Origin of the sequence: Fibrella arboris, from assembly GCF_041321095.1 — a bacterium.
GTDB lineage: Bacteria > Bacteroidota > Bacteroidia > Cytophagales > Spirosomataceae > Fibrella > Fibrella arboris.
This window is the reverse complement of record NZ_JBGGWE010000011.1, coordinates 102,969-116,869: the sequence shown is the minus strand read 5'-3', so window position 1 is coordinate 116,869 and position 13,901 is coordinate 102,969. Positions and strand designations below refer to the sequence as shown.

Genomic DNA, 13,901 nt, shown 5'->3' with positions numbered 1-13,901 from the left:
CGCAACCTGCAGCGACTATCCCCTGTGGTTCTGTTAGCTACCAATTACACTATGTTAGTACGCATTCAGCTACTCTTCGTTTCGCTTCTGCTGCTGGCAGGTTTTTCTGCTCAGGCACAGCTGTACTCATCCGCTGATTTTGATAAGAAATACGACGGGCTCCTGCATCACCCCGGCGTGCAGATCGAATCGGCCGAGGCGATCAATAACATGTACAACTACAAGTTCGCGCTGGCCGATAAGGAATTTCGCTGGTTGCAGCTTCGGTACCCGAGCCACCCGATGCCGTACTTTCTGATGGGCATGGCCGAGTGGTGGAAGATCGTGCCTAATACCGACGTGGAAGATTACGACAACCGCTGCCTGGCCCTGATGGACACCACGATTACGCTGGCCGAAAAGCTGTACGATACCAGTGAAAGCAAGACCGAACCCGCCTTCTTTCTGGCCGCCGCCTATTCCTTCAAAGCACGTATCTATTCTGAACGGAAGAAGTGGACCAAGGCGACGTTTGCCGGGAAAAATGCGCTGAAATACTTTGAGCAATGCAAAGGCAAGGGCGATCTGATGCCCGAACTGATGTTTGGCGACGGGCTGTATAACTACTACGCCAAATGGATTCCCGAGAATTACGCCCTGCTGAAACCCATTCTGATGTTCTTTCCGAAAGGAAATAAAGAACAGGGAATCAAGGAGTTGGAAAAGACAGCCAATAATGCCTTTTACACGCGGGTCGAGGCCCGGTATTTCCTGCTACAGATCTACAGCATGGAAAATCAGTACGATAAGGCGTATGATATGTCGAAGTTTATGACGGAGCAGTACCCCGATAACCCGTTCTTTGAGCGCTACTATGCCCGGTCAGCTTTCGTGAAAGGCCGGTTAAATGAAGCGGAAAGCATTTCGAAAGATATTCTCCTGAAGATCGCAGCCGGGAAAGATGGCTACGAAGGCGTGAGCGGTCGGACGGCAGCCTACATTCTGGCCTATATCAATCAGAACTTCTACCGGAATGCGGCGGAAGCCAAGAAATATTACCAGCAGTCGATCGATTTCGCAATTGCCACCCACTCGAAGAACGCGGGCTATTACTGGTCGTCGCTGCTGGGACTGGGTCGTATTGCCGATGCCGAGAAAAACTACGACCAGGCGCGGGCCTATTACACGGAGGTCATGGACAATGCCGATAAAAAATCAGCGCAGTATATCGAGGCGAAAAAGGCCGTGAAAGAAGGCAAACAGTCGCGCCGTGAAGAACGCCGGAAGCGGAGGGAGTAAAAAACGTCAGTAGCTTCGCGTCATTAAGTGGTCCTTACGCTGCGCTGTCTATTAATAGTCATTCGTCGTAAAAGCAATGAATGACAGTGCAGCGAAATGACTATTTAATGACGCGAAGCTACTGACGTTTCTATTATGAAAGACCTCCGTATCAATGGCCGCATCTGGCTGGAAGCCATTTCTGAAGGCGAAACCGAGCGGTTTCTGGGCATTGGCCGAATGGAGTTGCTGGGCCACATTCAGCAGACCGGCTCTATCAATCAGGCGGCCAAAGCCATGAGCATGTCGTATAAACGGGCGTGGGAACTGGTGCGGTCCATGAACAAACTGGCTGATGTGCCACTGGTGGTGACGCAGACCGGTGGCTCAACAGGCGGCGGGGCCGTGGTGACACCCGAAGGTGAAAAATACCTCACTCAGTACCAGGCGCTCCAGGTACGTTTCCAGCAATTCCTGGCGGATGAACTAGCCAAGTTTTCAGGCGCGTAGGTACGTAAGCTGCTGTATGTTCTTTCGCAAAGCAAGAAAACGCCTTGCGAAAGAACATACAGCAACTTTCTTTACCGGCAAAATTTACGCCTTCACCGCAATTACTGCCGTTGCGTTAGCCTGCTCCGTACCTTGCCCGTTTACTGAACGTGCATGAGCCGGAACGCCTATCTTGCCCTGATTCACCTGTTGAGCTGCCTGGCTTTTCTGGCCTTGCCGTATGTCTTTGCGCAGGATGGGTTCGCCAAGCTGGCCGAGCTCCCCGTCAACCCGCATGAACAGCGGAACCTGGCCTCGTACCTGCTGACGATCGCCTTCTTCTACACCAATTTCTACTGGCTGATTCCCCGACTCTTCTTCAGCAAAAAGTACGTGCTATACGGCCTGTGTGTGCTGGTCTGCTTTGTATTCGTACAGGGAACGCTCACGTTGATCAACCAACGGGCAAACCCGACGTTCAATCAGCTACCGCCGCACGTACCTGGGCAGGGACCGCCGTTACCTGCCCAGGACGGCCCGCCACCGCCACCCATGCCGCCCGGTGGATCGTTTCGGGGCGGACCGCCGCAAAGCAGCTTACCTGCCGAGATCAGCCAGACATTTTTTCTCTTTTTAGTCGGTCTGCTGTTATCACTGGCTATTCGGATCAATAGCCGCTGGCGCGAAACGGAACAGCAGCGGCTCAGCACCGAACTGTCGTACCTGAAAGCGCAGATCAACCCGCATTTTCTGTTCAATACCCTAAACAGCATCTATTCGCTGGCCATTGTTCAATCGACGGCCACGGCCGATGCCATCGTGCAACTGTCGTCGTTTCTCCGGTACGTTATCGCCGAGGGGCGGCAGGATCGCGTGTTGTTGAGCCACGAACTGGCTTATATCGGGCATTACCTGGCCTTACAGAAACTACGGCTCGACGACACCGTTCCGGTTCAGTACAGCACGCAGGGGAACGGACACGGCCTGATGATTGCGCCGCTGCTGCTCATCTCGTTTATCGAAAATGCGTTCAAATACGGCGCCAGCCCGCAGGAACCGTCGCGGATTGCAATTCGGATAAGTCTGAACGAGCGCCAGTTGCACCTCTACGTGTTCAACCAGAAAGTCAGCGTGGCCGATACTACGGTGGCGGGCAGTGGCATTGGCCTGACCAACACAAAAAGTCGATTGCAGTTGCTGTATCCGGGGCGGCACGAGTTGCTGATTCAGGATGAGCCGCATAGCTTTACGGTGAATCTTTACCTGACCCTGGCTTAAGTGGAGCGTGGGTAGGTACCAATCAATGTCAACGCCTGATCTTGATACCCGTGAAAATCAATCCTGTTTATTACCTGATACCACTACTCGTTGCCCTGGCATTCCAGGGTACGGCCCAAACACCTGCCGATGGGTTTGTGACGGGTGATCCGCTCCCCAATGCGCCCGATCTGGCTGCTCGTGGAACGTATCCGGTGGGTGTTCGCTCCATGACCGTGGTCCATAAGGGCCAGATCGATGTCTTGCATACGAAAGAGGGCAAGTACCCGCTCTATGACCGCTCACTCACCCTCGAAGTCTGGTATCCGGCCCGTGTTGCGGCGAATCAACAGGCTATCGTACAGTATGAGTCCGTGTTTGGCCGGGCCAACGATCCCAAACGCCCCCTTGTTCCGTTCACGTTTCCGGGCCGGGCCAGCCGCGATGCCGAGCCTGACAAGAGCGGCGGAGCGTACCCACTCGTCATTGTGTCGCACGGCTACCCCGGTTCGCGGCTATTGCTCACGTACCTGACCGAAAATCTGGCCTCGAAAGGGTATGTGGTGGTGGCCATCGACCATGCCGAATCGACCTATCGCGATCTGGCCGCTTTTCCGAGCACGCTGCTGAATCGGCCGCTCGACGACTTGTTTGTTCTGAACGAAATGGCCCGGCTCGGGGCTAAAACCAGCAACACTTTTCTGGCTGGTCTACTTAACGCCGACAACACCGCCCTGATCGGCTATTCGATGGGTGGCTACGGGGTGCTCAATACCACCGGAGCCGGTTTTAGCCAGCAGGCAATGACACTATTCGGGAAGGTTTCCGGCGGAAGCACCGCGCTTGAACCCCGCACCATGGCCTCGCCGGCGTATAAAGCCTCGCTCGACCCCCGAATCAAAGCCGTCGTAGCCTTTGCTCCCTGGGGGATGAATGAGGGCGTTTGGGATGCCGCCGGGCTAGCCGGCCTGACCCTGCCGACGCTCTTTGTGGCGGGCAGCAAAGATGATATATCGGGCTACGAAAAAGGCGTTAAAGCCATTTATGATGGGGCCATCAACGCCGACCGGTATATGCTGACCTACGTGAATGCCCGGCATAATGTGGCGCCTAATCCACCCCCGGCGGCATCGCTCTTACCCGGCGCCCCGGCTGACGACTACAACCACTATGCCGAGCCCGCCTGGAATGAGCGCCGTATCAACAACATCAACCAGCATTTCGTAACGGCTTTTCTGGGCATTCACCTCAAAAAGCTCGACTACGCCAGCTACCTGAACGTACCCGAAACAGACGCCAGTGGTGCCTGGAAAGGGTTCAAACCCCGCACATCCGTTGGCCTCGAAATGCGCCATGCGAAGCCTTAAGTAAATGCAAGGTGCTGATAAATAGTGCGTTGCGCTGTTGGCTTCGCGCTGCGGTCGAAGGGCCTACAGCGCGAAGCCAACAGCGCAACGCACTACCTATCCATAACGTCATCACCTAACATACCCCCCAACACGTTCTCAACCCTGCCATGATTCGGGCCATTGCACTCGACGACGAACCACCTGCCCTGCGCGTGCTGAGCCACTTCTGCCAGCAGGTAGATTTCATTGACCTGCAACAGACCTTTACCCGCACCGACGACGCCCAGCAGCACATTACGCAGTTGGGAACAGACCTGCTGTTTCTGGACATCAACATGCCGTTTATTTCCGGAACAGATTTTTACCGGGCTATCAGTGCTACGGAACGTACCCCGCCCCTGGTGATTTTCACAACCGCCTATGCCGACTATGCAGTGGAAGGGTTTACGCTAAACGCCGTCGATTACCTGCTGAAACCGTTCACATTCGAGCGATTTTTGCAGGCCGTCACGAAGGCCAATGACTATGTCAACTGGCAGCAGCGCAGTAAACCCGCCGACGATTACCTTTACATCCGGGCCGATTATACCATCTATAAAATTGCCTACGCCGACATTCTGCTCATCGAAGGATTGGACGACTACCTGAAAATCCACCTCGCGTCGACGAACCACCCCATTGTGGCCCGTATGACCATGAAGGCACTGCTGGAGAAACTGCCTGGGGTTGACGCGCCCAACGCGCCCTTCATTCGGGTGCATCGGTCGTTCATCGTTCCGTTTAGCCGTATCGAAGGAATCCGTAATAAAACCATCCGGCTGGCGGGGCGGGACATACCAATCGGAGCCAGTTACGAGGCCGCACTGCAAGCCCGTTTCCGCTCATAAGCAGCCGCCGAACCAGGTACGTCCTGTTTTACCGACAGATTTGGTCCATTGACCGCTAACTGGCCTTTCGACGCAACGAAAGGCTTTTTTTATACGCTATAGGGATAGATCATCGTAAACAACGTAAACTATGCCAGGCTTAGGCACCTCCGAAATCGTACTCATTCTATCAGTCATTCTCCTGTTTTTTGGCGCTAAAAAATTGCCCGAACTGGCGCGTGGCTTAGGCACCGGTATCCGTGAATTTAAAGACGCTACTCAAGAGGCGAAAGCAACCATCAATGGCCCATCGGCCAACTAATTACCTGATCAATTATCCCTTCTGTTTATTACCCTGAACGTATGGAACGTAGCGAATTTTTGAAACGCGGCTTTGGCAGCCTGCTGGGCATCGTCGCTGTTTTGCCCGTCATCGACGCCTGTAGTGACAGTACATCGATTGACCCAACAACAATAACCGGCACCACAACACCCGGCAGTGCAACGGTTACCACGCCCGGCACAACCACAAGCGTTTCCAGTGGAAACTGCACCGTAACCCCCGCTGAAACGGAAGGCCCTTTCCCCACTAAAGTGCCCGCCAACTTTGTGCGGAAAGACATCCGGGCCGACCGGACGGGTGTGCCCTTCACCATGAACATTACCATCAACAATGCCAGCGCCAGTTGTGCCGCTCTGGCGGGGGCTATCGTTGATGTATGGCATTGTGATAAAGACGGGTATTATTCGGAATATGGTGGGTCGGGTATGCAAAGCGTGAACTTCCAGAACGTTGATTTCCTGCGCGGTCGGCAAACGACAGACAGCAACGGGCTGGTCAGCTTCACGTCGATCTTCCCCGGCTGGTATTCGGGTCGCGCCCCGCACATTCACGTACACATCTACAATTCGGCGGGTAAGTCCTTGCTGGTCACCCAGATCGCTTTCCCCTACGCCGTGTCGAATACGGTATACACTACGGCGAGTGCATATGGCTATACCAAAGGCGCGCAGGATACGCTGAACGAACGCGACAATGTGTTCGCTGACGGATTCACGACCGAGTTGGCTACGGTATCGGGCAGCGTGGCCGCCGGGTACGTGCTGACGCACGCCATCGTTGTCAAAGCCTAGCGGTCCATCACTTGTTTGATCTGCGGGTGACGGGGCATTTACGGGTACTTGTAACGAAGAACTGGTTAGCTGATCCCGGCCGACCAGATCTATTACCTGGATAAAAGCTCGCCAGCGTGACCTACGATGAGAATCCAGTTGACGAAGCATAAACGAAGAGTGACATACAGTGCAGTAAAAGAGGCATCCGGGTGGGTGCCTTTTTCTGTTTATCGCCTAGTCAGTCACGCTATTTATTTAGAAAATATCTAAACAAGGTTAATTTTTATTTGGAATAAATATAAACAAGATCTACGTTTGCAACAGACTTTCTGATTTGCTCAACGATGCTTGCCGTGTTACTCCTCCTGTTGGTTCACCAACTGCCTGCGCAACTACCTGATTCATCAGGGGCCAAACAGCTTGATACCGTGTTGGTTACAGCGACTCCCACCGAACGCCGGGTGGGTTCGCCCCCGATGCGCGTGACGGTTATTGGTCAACCGCCGATTCGGCAGTCGGGCAGTCTGCGGCTCAACGATAGTTTGCGTGGCCAGATGAGGCTGGCCCTGCTCAATGATCATGGGCAAGGCCTTCAGGTGCAGCAATTCGGCCCCGACTACGCGCTGATTCTGGTCGATGGTGAACCGCTGGTGGGCCGCACAGCCGGGACCCTCGAACTAAGCCGACTCACCGTCGGAAACATCAAACAGATCGGGGTGGTGAAGGGGCCATCGTCGAGTTTGTAGGGGAAGCACTGGCGGGCGTGGTTAACTGCATCACCGAAAACCCGGGGCAGACAAACGGAAGCCTGTCGGCACGTTACGGCGCCAACCGCACGAGTGACCTGATGGACGACGTGTCGCTGCGAGGCGGAAAAACTGGTCTCTACCTGTTCGGGAGTCGGTACCAGCCGGGCGGCTACAGCCTCAAGCCGGAAACGGCGGGCTACACTGATCCACAATACATACCCTCACTGGCCGGACGGCTCGGATACGCCAGCCTCCGCCGGGACTGGGTGCATAAGCTTACCATTAAACAAGTCTGATTACCTACAAAATACAACCTGAATGAATCGTTTACTTACCATATCGTTCCTGCTTATAAGCCTCTGTGCAGCCGCGCAGACCGCCACCATAAAAGGACGCATTACCACCTCTGATGGCCAGCCCGCCGAGTTTGTCAACGTCGTCCTGAAAGGTACCAACCGGGGAACCACCGCCAATCAGACCGGCGACTACGAACTGACCAATCTGAAGGCTGGCAACTATACGCTCCAGGCCAGTTTTGTGGGCCTCGAAGCGCAGAACAAAGCCGTTACCCTGACCGATGGCCAAACGCTTGATCTGGACATAATGATCTCGTCGGACAGTCGGCAGTTGCAGGAAGTGGTCGTGCTGGCCAATCCTAGTAAATACGTGGCCGACTATCCGTCTATTTCGCTTCGACTGCGAACGCCGCTGCTCGAGATCCCCCAGAACATTCAGGTCGTGACGAAGCAGGTACTTCAGGATCAGCAGATCTTCGATATGCTCGAAGGCGTGACCCGCAACGTGAGTGGCGTTACCCGCGCCGAACACTGGGACAATTATGCCCAGCTCAATATGCGCGGCTCCCGCATAGCGGCCTTTCGGAATGGAATGAACATCGAAATGCCGTTTGGTCCGCTGACGGAAGACATGAGCATGGTTGAGCGCATTGAGTTTGTGAAGGGGCCAGCGGGCTTTATGCTGGCCAACGGCGAGCCCAGCGGCTTTTATAACGTGGTGACCAAGAAACCAACGGGCATCAACAAAGGCGAAGCCAGCATGACCCTGGGCAGCTTCAACCTGTATCGTTCGACGGTCGACCTGGATGGTATGCTGAGCAAAGATGGCAAGCTGCTGTACCGCCTGAATGTACTGGGACAAGCGAAGGGTTCGCACCGCGACTTTGAGTATAACAACCGGGTATCGGTGGTGCCGGTCATCCGCTACAAGTTCAACGACCGCACCTCGCTCACGGCCGAATACACGTACCAGTATAGCCAGATGTCGATGATTGGCTCGAACTACGCGTTCTCCAGCAAAGGGTACGGCGATTTACCGGTCAACTTTACCTCGGCTGAGCCCAATATGTCGCCGACCAATATCAACGATCATTCGTTGTTTCTGACCCTGAGTCACGCCATCGACGACAACTGGAAATTCACGGGGCAAGTAGCCTACATGGCCTATAATCAGGTAGGGCAAAGCATCTGGCCATCGGGTATTTCGGGCGATACACTAAAGCGGGGGGCCAGTATCTGGGATACGCAGGGTACCAACAGACTGGGTCAGTTCTTCGTCAATGGCGAGGTGCATACGGGCGCGGTGGTTCATCGGATGCTGGCGGGTCTCGATATGGGCCAGAAAGAATACATTGCCGACTGGTCGCAGGGCGGTTCGTTTCCGGGGCTGTTGCTGAGTAATCCGGTGTACGGGCAGGTTCCGGGCAGCGCGTACCCCACCTATGACCGCAGCCTGAGCCTGCGCGAACGGGGCGTCAACTACAACCAGTCTTATACGGGTATCTACGCACAGGATGAGATTCACCTGCTGGCCGACCGCCTGAAACTGACCATTGCCGGCCGGTACACCACCTCGCAGAACGTTGATCCGTATAGCGGAACAGTCAAAGCCGGTAAGTTTACGCCCCGACTGGGTTTCAGCTACCTGCTCAACAAGACTACCAGCGTCTATGGCGTCTATGACCAGGCGTATGTGCCGCAAGCCGGGGGCGACTTTGCCGGCAACAGCTTCAAACCAATCACGGGCACAAACAACGAGATCGGCCTGAAAAAGGAGTGGCTCGGCGGCCTCTGGACCTCTACGCTGTCGGCTTACCGGATCACCAAGAACAACGTGTTAACGGCCGACCCCATCCATCAGAACTTTTCGGTGCAACTGGGGCAGACCCAAACGCAGGGTATCGAGATGGATTTGCGCGGCCAGGTTGTTCACGGTCTCGACCTAACGCTGAACTATGCGTATACAGACTCGAAAGTGACGAAAGATACCAGGCTAGAAAACGTAGGCGTAGCCGTTCCGGGCTCGACCCGGCACATTGCCAACGCCTGGTTGTCGTATAAAGCAACGGGAGGTACCCTGCGGGGCTGGGGTGTTTCGCTGGGTGGTCAGTACCAGGAAGGGCGCTCGTCGTGGTACGTGTTCGACGGCACCAGCCAGGCCATGAAAGAATATGTCCGGCTCGATGGGGCGGTGTCGTATACTACCAACCGATTCTCGGTAGCATTCAATGTCAACAACCTGTTGAACAGCTATTTATACGTAGGCGGGGCTTACTACACCTATAGCAACTATTACTTCTGGCAGACAGAGCCGCCCCGTAATTCCCGGCTTACCGTGGCTTACCGATTCTAAAATTCATTGTCACTTGATCACTTACTGACCGTGAAACGCGATGGTCCTTAACGACTATGTCCCTTAAAAAAATCATACGACAGCTTCATCTTTGGTTCGGGTTACTATCCGGGGCGGTGGTGTTTGTTATCAGCATCACGGGCTGTCTGTATGCCTTTCAGGAGGAGATTCAGAACGCCACCCAGCCGTTCAGGTACGTTACCGCGCAGAAGGCCGCCTTCCTGCCGCCCTCAAAACTGCAGGCGATTGCTACGGCACAACTGCCGGGCAAGCATCTGCACGCCGTGATGTATTCGGGGCCGGAAAAGGCGGCACAGGCCATTTTCTTCCAGTTCGATCCGTCGTATTACTTCCTGGTGTACCTGAATCCATATACGGGCGAGGTGCTGAAGGTGAAGAACATGGACGAGGACTTCTTCCGAATCGTGCTCGATGGTCATTACTACCTCTGGCTTCCGCCCGCTATTGGTCAGCCCGTGGTGGCCTATACCACGCTGACTTTTCTGTTCATGCTTATGTCCGGCATCGTGTTGTGGTGGCCCAGAAACAAAGCGGCGGCTACGCAACGGTTCTGGTTCAAGTGGAAAGAAGGGCTGCAATGGAAACGGAAAAATTACGACCTGCACAACATCATTGGCTTTTACTCGTCGTGGGTAGTTATCATTCTGGTGCTGACAGGCCTGATATGGGGGTTTCAATGGTTCTCAACATCGGTGTACACGCTGGCGGGCGGCACCAAATCCACCCTGTTTCAGGAGGCGGTGTCGGCACGGCCAAAGCAGCCAGTTACCACAGAACAGGCACCCGCCATTGACCGCATCTGGACCCGGATGCAGGCCGAAAACCCGGCGGCGAAAACAATGGAAGTACACATACCGGATACCGATACGGCCTCCATTGCGGTGAATATCAATACAGAAGAAGGCACATTCTGGAAAATAGACTACCGCTATTTCGATCAGTACACGCTGAAGGAATTACCTGTTCACCACATCTACGGTCGGTTTCACGAGGCGAAACCCGCCGATAAGCTCCTGCGCATGAACTACGATATCCACGTAGGGGCGATCTGGGGATTACCCGGAAAAATCATCGCGTTTTGTTTTAGCCTGATGGCCGCCAGCCTACCCGTCACGGGCTTCCTGATCTGGCTGGGGCGCCGCAGAAAGGCCGGGAAAGTCCTACCCGTTTCAGCAGGCCGAACTACGTCAGCTACGCGTAAAAGGCCAGTCACTTATCCGCTACGGGAACGTACCTGACCTCCTTAAAAACTGGGTACGTTGCCCGGCTCCGCCAGCCGATAAAACGCACTAAGGCTGGTTGGCCCCGATGAAGATCACCTATCAAACCCTTCTGCTGACGGGTACACGGGCCATCTCATTTGCCGGCAAAAAAGAGGACACTACGCCAGTCGCTATTCCCGTTCAGGCGCAGGCAGTGACGAGCCTGGCCGCCGACGCAACCACGGGCGTGAATCCGACCAGCCCGATGGGTTCATGACGCTTACCTGATCTTGCCGTGCAAGCGGCAACCAAGTCCTGGCGTGGCGGCTGGTTTTTCTGGACCGGCCGCCCGCACAGGCACCACAGGCAGTCAATCCGATTTTCCAATTAACCGGCCACATGGCTCACTAGCTCGTTATGAATCACAACCAAACCGCACCGGGGCACCGGTTCAGAACATTTGCCGAGAACGGATTTGGGTACGTTGGCATGTGTGCCGGTTGCCGCACCATCAATGTGGCCTTTCAGAATTCGCTGTTCTGCCTGACGCTCGATCAGTTCGAGGCCTTTGTCGAGATGATGCAGAACCGGTTGGCGATGCACCCGATCAGCACAACGCATGGCAAAGAGGTGATGCTGCCAACACCCATGCCGAACTACTTTCTGCTGTTTTCTGACGACGATCTGACTAACCTCTGCGCCCTGCTGACCGAAGCGGCGCCCATCCTGGAAGCTGAGCGTATCCTGAAGTTAAGTCAACGCCTGCACTGATCGGTATGAAGGCTGACAAGCACGCGTCGCACCGTATTCTGGTTGATGAACCCGGTTTACTGCTTGCCCAATGCCGCTGCTGCGGAGCGATTGAACTAGACTTTCGGACTATCACCATGACGCTAAACCTGACCGATCTATACGCGTTGATCCGGCGGCTCGATAACCTGGCTACGGCCAGCCGGTATGTAGTTGGCCTGCTCGATGTACGTGATACGATGGTTCGGGCGGGGTTCCAGGCAATTGGCCTGCACCTGACCGAAGGCGAACGCGATCAACTGGCCCGCGGCCTGAACCTGGCCTGCCTGCGCCTTGACCTGGATTTGCTCATGCGGGGCAGATTGTCGCCAAACTGATCGATTGCTTTCAGCGAAAGCTGGCGCGAGCATCTGCCCGTGCCTTCCATAACGCAAGCATCTGCTTGCTACCCGGTAGGGTATTGCGGTCAAGTGGACTCTCCAGGTTCGTTTGCCCAACGCACTGGGCAAGCGAAAGCCTGCCCTAGACAAGACACGAGCGAATGCTCGCGCCAGTGCGGCTAGTGCGAAACTATTTTTCAAAAAACCACTACCAATGAGCCATTTACATTAAGTTAAGCGTAGCCTGCTGAGCGTCGTTTTCAGCTTGTCGGTTGGCATGTCGCTCAACGAAACGCTTGTTGGTCAGGTATAGGTAACCAGGAAGCCAACCACCAACAGACTTAGGACGGCCCTGGAGCTATTCGACCAAGATGGGCAGCAGGTGGCGCAGGGATTCGGTGAACCCAAACCCGGCAAGCCCGAACTCGATAGCTGGCACGCTGTAATCGACAAAACGATCGGCCAGGTAATTCGTTATGCATGAACAGCTGAGCTGCTTCGCGCTGGTGTGTTGCTGCGTTTCCAGCCTGAACTATGGTTAAAGGACTTATTCGGCTCACCTATCGCAAGGTTATTGATGCCTCATCGCAGAAGCCGTGGGACAAAACGGTATTTGAAGAAACATATCAGGAGTTCTTTATGCAGGCGCAACTGTACAATCCAGATAGCGCGCACCTGACCTTTCAGGAACTGCTCGACAACGTACCCAAAGCCGACCAGTTGCATTACCTGACCAGTCGCGTGGCTATGGGCTACCTGAAACAGCTGAACCAGCAAATTCCCGATGTAACCAACGAATTAGGGTCGATCTGCCTGCCCTTTACTGAATTCAAGTTCGAGATACTGGCTTCGCACATGGAAAAAAAAGAAGCGCATCGGGTCGCAATCTTCTTCTACAGCGATCCACTTACCTGGATCGACACCATTGACGGACGGCTACTGATTGCCTACGGTGATCAGCGCGAAGCACTTCAGACAGGGCAATTGGTAAATACCGATCTGATTGCCCTGCAACCCAACCTGAGCATCTGGTCGTACCAACCCCAACCTACCAGCCCTCTTACTTAATGAACACGAAAACGCAGGCACAAATCTTTCTGGCCGATGGGCGGGGACGTTCGGAAACCGATACATTCAGAAGTTACCACACCTTCAATTTTGGCCGGTACGTTGCCGATGGGCGTGAGCCGTTTGGTAAACTCTACCTGCTGAATGACGACATGCTACGGCCCGAGACCAGCCTGTCGCTGACGGTCGAGCAACCAACTGATGTGGTGCTGATGCCCATTGTTGGCGGGCTGGAATATGCCAGCGAAGGGGAAACGCATTTTCTCGAACCCGGTCAGGCAGGCATACTCTCGTTGCAGGCGGGCATGAGCTACAGCGTCACGAATCCGTATCCGGCCGAGCTGATCAATTACCTGCAATGCTGGTTCACCAACCCAGAAACCGGCACGACGTCAGCCGTCCGTCAGGTAGCTTTTGACCTGACTACGCCCAATACCTTGCTGCCGTTTCTGACCAACGTACCCGGCGAGCCGCAAGGATTTATTGGCCGTTTTGCGGGCCGGGTCGACGGAACGTACCTGATCGAATCGGTGCCGGCTGGCGAACCCAAACGCGTGTTTGTCTTTGTGTTGCAGGGCGCTTTCGAAGTAGCGAACCGGCTTCTGCACGAGAAAGACGGCTTATCGCTGACCTATGAGCAAGACGATGTGCTGGAATTTGAAGCCCTCTCAAATGACGCCGTACTATTAATTATGACCTGTTGAGCTACTGGCTGTGCTGGCACGAACGGTCCGCCGCTGCGGCACAT

General features: G+C 54.7%; 16 protein-coding genes and 1 pseudogene. All 17 read left to right on the top strand.

Annotation, left to right across the window (positions count from 1 at the left end):
* The first annotated feature begins 51 nt into the window (after positions 1-51).
* The 17 genes and pseudogenes from ACAW75_RS18975 to ACAW75_RS18895 all read left to right on the top strand — a co-directional run bounded on the left by ACAW75_RS18975 (position 52) and on the right by ACAW75_RS18895 (position 13,857).
* Positions 52-1,278: a tetratricopeptide repeat protein gene (locus ACAW75_RS18975; RefSeq protein WP_370730320.1), complete on the top strand. Its 1,227-nt coding sequence runs from the start codon at positions 52-54 to the stop codon at positions 1,276-1,278.
* A gap of 135 nt (positions 1,279-1,413) precedes the next feature.
* The gene (locus ACAW75_RS18970) at positions 1,414-1,767 is read left to right on the top strand and encodes a winged helix-turn-helix domain-containing protein (RefSeq protein ID WP_370730319.1); all 354 of its coding nucleotides are present in this window, start codon (positions 1,414-1,416) and stop codon (positions 1,765-1,767) included.
* A gap of 153 nt (positions 1,768-1,920) precedes the next feature.
* Positions 1,921-3,024, top strand: a complete 1,104-nt coding sequence (locus ACAW75_RS18965; protein WP_370730318.1) for a sensor histidine kinase — start codon at positions 1,921-1,923, stop codon at positions 3,022-3,024.
* Between the two features lie 50 nt (positions 3,025-3,074).
* Positions 3,075-4,370, top strand: a complete 1,296-nt coding sequence (locus ACAW75_RS18960) for an alpha/beta hydrolase family protein (protein ID WP_370730317.1) — start codon at positions 3,075-3,077, stop codon at positions 4,368-4,370.
* A gap of 149 nt (positions 4,371-4,519) precedes the next feature.
* Positions 4,520-5,239, top strand: a complete 720-nt coding sequence (locus ACAW75_RS18955; RefSeq protein WP_370730316.1) for a LytR/AlgR family response regulator transcription factor — start codon at positions 4,520-4,522, stop codon at positions 5,237-5,239.
* A gap of 130 nt (positions 5,240-5,369) precedes the next feature.
* The gene (locus ACAW75_RS18950; protein ID WP_370730315.1) at positions 5,370-5,540 is read left to right on the top strand and encodes a Sec-independent protein translocase subunit TatA/TatB; all 171 of its coding nucleotides are present in this window, start codon (positions 5,370-5,372) and stop codon (positions 5,538-5,540) included.
* 41 nt (positions 5,541-5,581) lie between these two features.
* On the top strand, positions 5,582-6,352 hold the full coding sequence (locus ACAW75_RS18945; protein WP_370730314.1) for a dioxygenase family protein: 771 nt from the start codon (positions 5,582-5,584) through the stop codon (positions 6,350-6,352).
* A 326-nt stretch (positions 6,353-6,678) separates the two neighbouring features.
* A complete protein-coding gene (locus ACAW75_RS18940; protein WP_370730313.1) occupies positions 6,679-7,080 on the top strand; it encodes a TonB-dependent receptor plug domain-containing protein in 402 nt (133 codons plus the stop codon).
* A 17-nt stretch (positions 7,081-7,097) separates the two neighbouring features.
* Positions 7,098-7,379, top strand: coding sequence for a hypothetical protein (locus ACAW75_RS18935; protein WP_370730312.1), 282 nt, complete (start codon positions 7,098-7,100; stop codon positions 7,377-7,379).
* Positions 7,380-7,401: 22 nt separating this feature from the next.
* Entirely contained in the window at positions 7,402-9,732 is a 2,331-nt protein-coding gene (locus ACAW75_RS18930; RefSeq protein ID WP_370730311.1) for a TonB-dependent siderophore receptor, read from the top strand.
* A gap of 56 nt (positions 9,733-9,788) precedes the next feature.
* Positions 9,789-10,991, top strand: a complete 1,203-nt coding sequence (locus ACAW75_RS18925) for a PepSY-associated TM helix domain-containing protein (RefSeq protein ID WP_370730310.1) — start codon at positions 9,789-9,791, stop codon at positions 10,989-10,991.
* 70 nt (positions 10,992-11,061) lie between these two features.
* Positions 11,062-11,232, top strand: coding sequence for a hypothetical protein (locus ACAW75_RS18920; protein WP_370730309.1), 171 nt, complete (start codon positions 11,062-11,064; stop codon positions 11,230-11,232).
* A 140-nt stretch (positions 11,233-11,372) separates the two neighbouring features.
* Complete coding sequence (locus ACAW75_RS18915; protein WP_370730308.1) at positions 11,373-11,726, top strand: DUF6686 family protein; 354 nt, start codon at positions 11,373-11,375, stop codon at positions 11,724-11,726.
* Positions 11,727-11,731: 5 nt separating this feature from the next.
* Complete coding sequence (locus ACAW75_RS18910) at positions 11,732-12,082, top strand: hypothetical protein (protein WP_370730307.1); 351 nt, start codon at positions 11,732-11,734, stop codon at positions 12,080-12,082.
* 331 nt (positions 12,083-12,413) lie between these two features.
* Positions 12,414-12,569 (top strand): annotated as a pseudogene (locus ACAW75_RS18905) (hemin-degrading factor); the annotation flags it as partial.
* A 50-nt stretch (positions 12,570-12,619) separates the two neighbouring features.
* Entirely contained in the window at positions 12,620-13,153 is a 534-nt protein-coding gene (locus tag ACAW75_RS18900; RefSeq protein ID WP_370730306.1) for a hypothetical protein, read from the top strand.
* Positions 13,153-13,857 (top strand): pirin family protein, encoded by a 705-nt coding sequence (locus ACAW75_RS18895; protein WP_370730305.1) that lies wholly within the window; start codon positions 13,153-13,155, stop codon positions 13,855-13,857. Before ACAW75_RS18900 ends, ACAW75_RS18895 begins: the two co-directional genes overlap by 1 nt.
* Positions 13,858-13,901: the final 44 nt, after the last annotated feature.

Coding starts and splice junctions, on each gene's coding strand:
- ACAW75_RS18975 (WP_370730320.1), top strand. CDS start 52: ATGTTAGTACGCATTCAGCTACTCTTCGTTTCGCTTCTGCTGCTGGCA.
- ACAW75_RS18970 (WP_370730319.1), top strand. CDS start 1,414: ATGAAAGACCTCCGTATCAATGGCCGCATCTGGCTGGAAGCCATTTCT.
- ACAW75_RS18965 (WP_370730318.1), top strand. CDS start 1,921: ATGAGCCGGAACGCCTATCTTGCCCTGATTCACCTGTTGAGCTGCCTG.
- ACAW75_RS18955 (WP_370730316.1), top strand. CDS start 4,520: ATGATTCGGGCCATTGCACTCGACGACGAACCACCTGCCCTGCGCGTG.
- ACAW75_RS18950 (WP_370730315.1), top strand. CDS start 5,370: ATGCCAGGCTTAGGCACCTCCGAAATCGTACTCATTCTATCAGTCATT.
- ACAW75_RS18945 (WP_370730314.1), top strand. CDS start 5,582: ATGGAACGTAGCGAATTTTTGAAACGCGGCTTTGGCAGCCTGCTGGGC.
- ACAW75_RS18940 (WP_370730313.1), top strand. CDS start 6,679: ATGCTTGCCGTGTTACTCCTCCTGTTGGTTCACCAACTGCCTGCGCAA.
- ACAW75_RS18930 (WP_370730311.1), top strand. CDS start 7,402: ATGAATCGTTTACTTACCATATCGTTCCTGCTTATAAGCCTCTGTGCA.
- ACAW75_RS18925 (WP_370730310.1), top strand. CDS start 9,789: ATGTCCCTTAAAAAAATCATACGACAGCTTCATCTTTGGTTCGGGTTA.
- ACAW75_RS18920 (WP_370730309.1), top strand. CDS start 11,062: ATGAAGATCACCTATCAAACCCTTCTGCTGACGGGTACACGGGCCATC.
- ACAW75_RS18915 (WP_370730308.1), top strand. CDS start 11,373: ATGAATCACAACCAAACCGCACCGGGGCACCGGTTCAGAACATTTGCC.
- ACAW75_RS18910 (WP_370730307.1), top strand. CDS start 11,732: ATGAAGGCTGACAAGCACGCGTCGCACCGTATTCTGGTTGATGAACCC.
- ACAW75_RS18900 (WP_370730306.1), top strand. CDS start 12,620: ATGGTTAAAGGACTTATTCGGCTCACCTATCGCAAGGTTATTGATGCC.
- ACAW75_RS18895 (WP_370730305.1), top strand. CDS start 13,153: ATGAACACGAAAACGCAGGCACAAATCTTTCTGGCCGATGGGCGGGGA.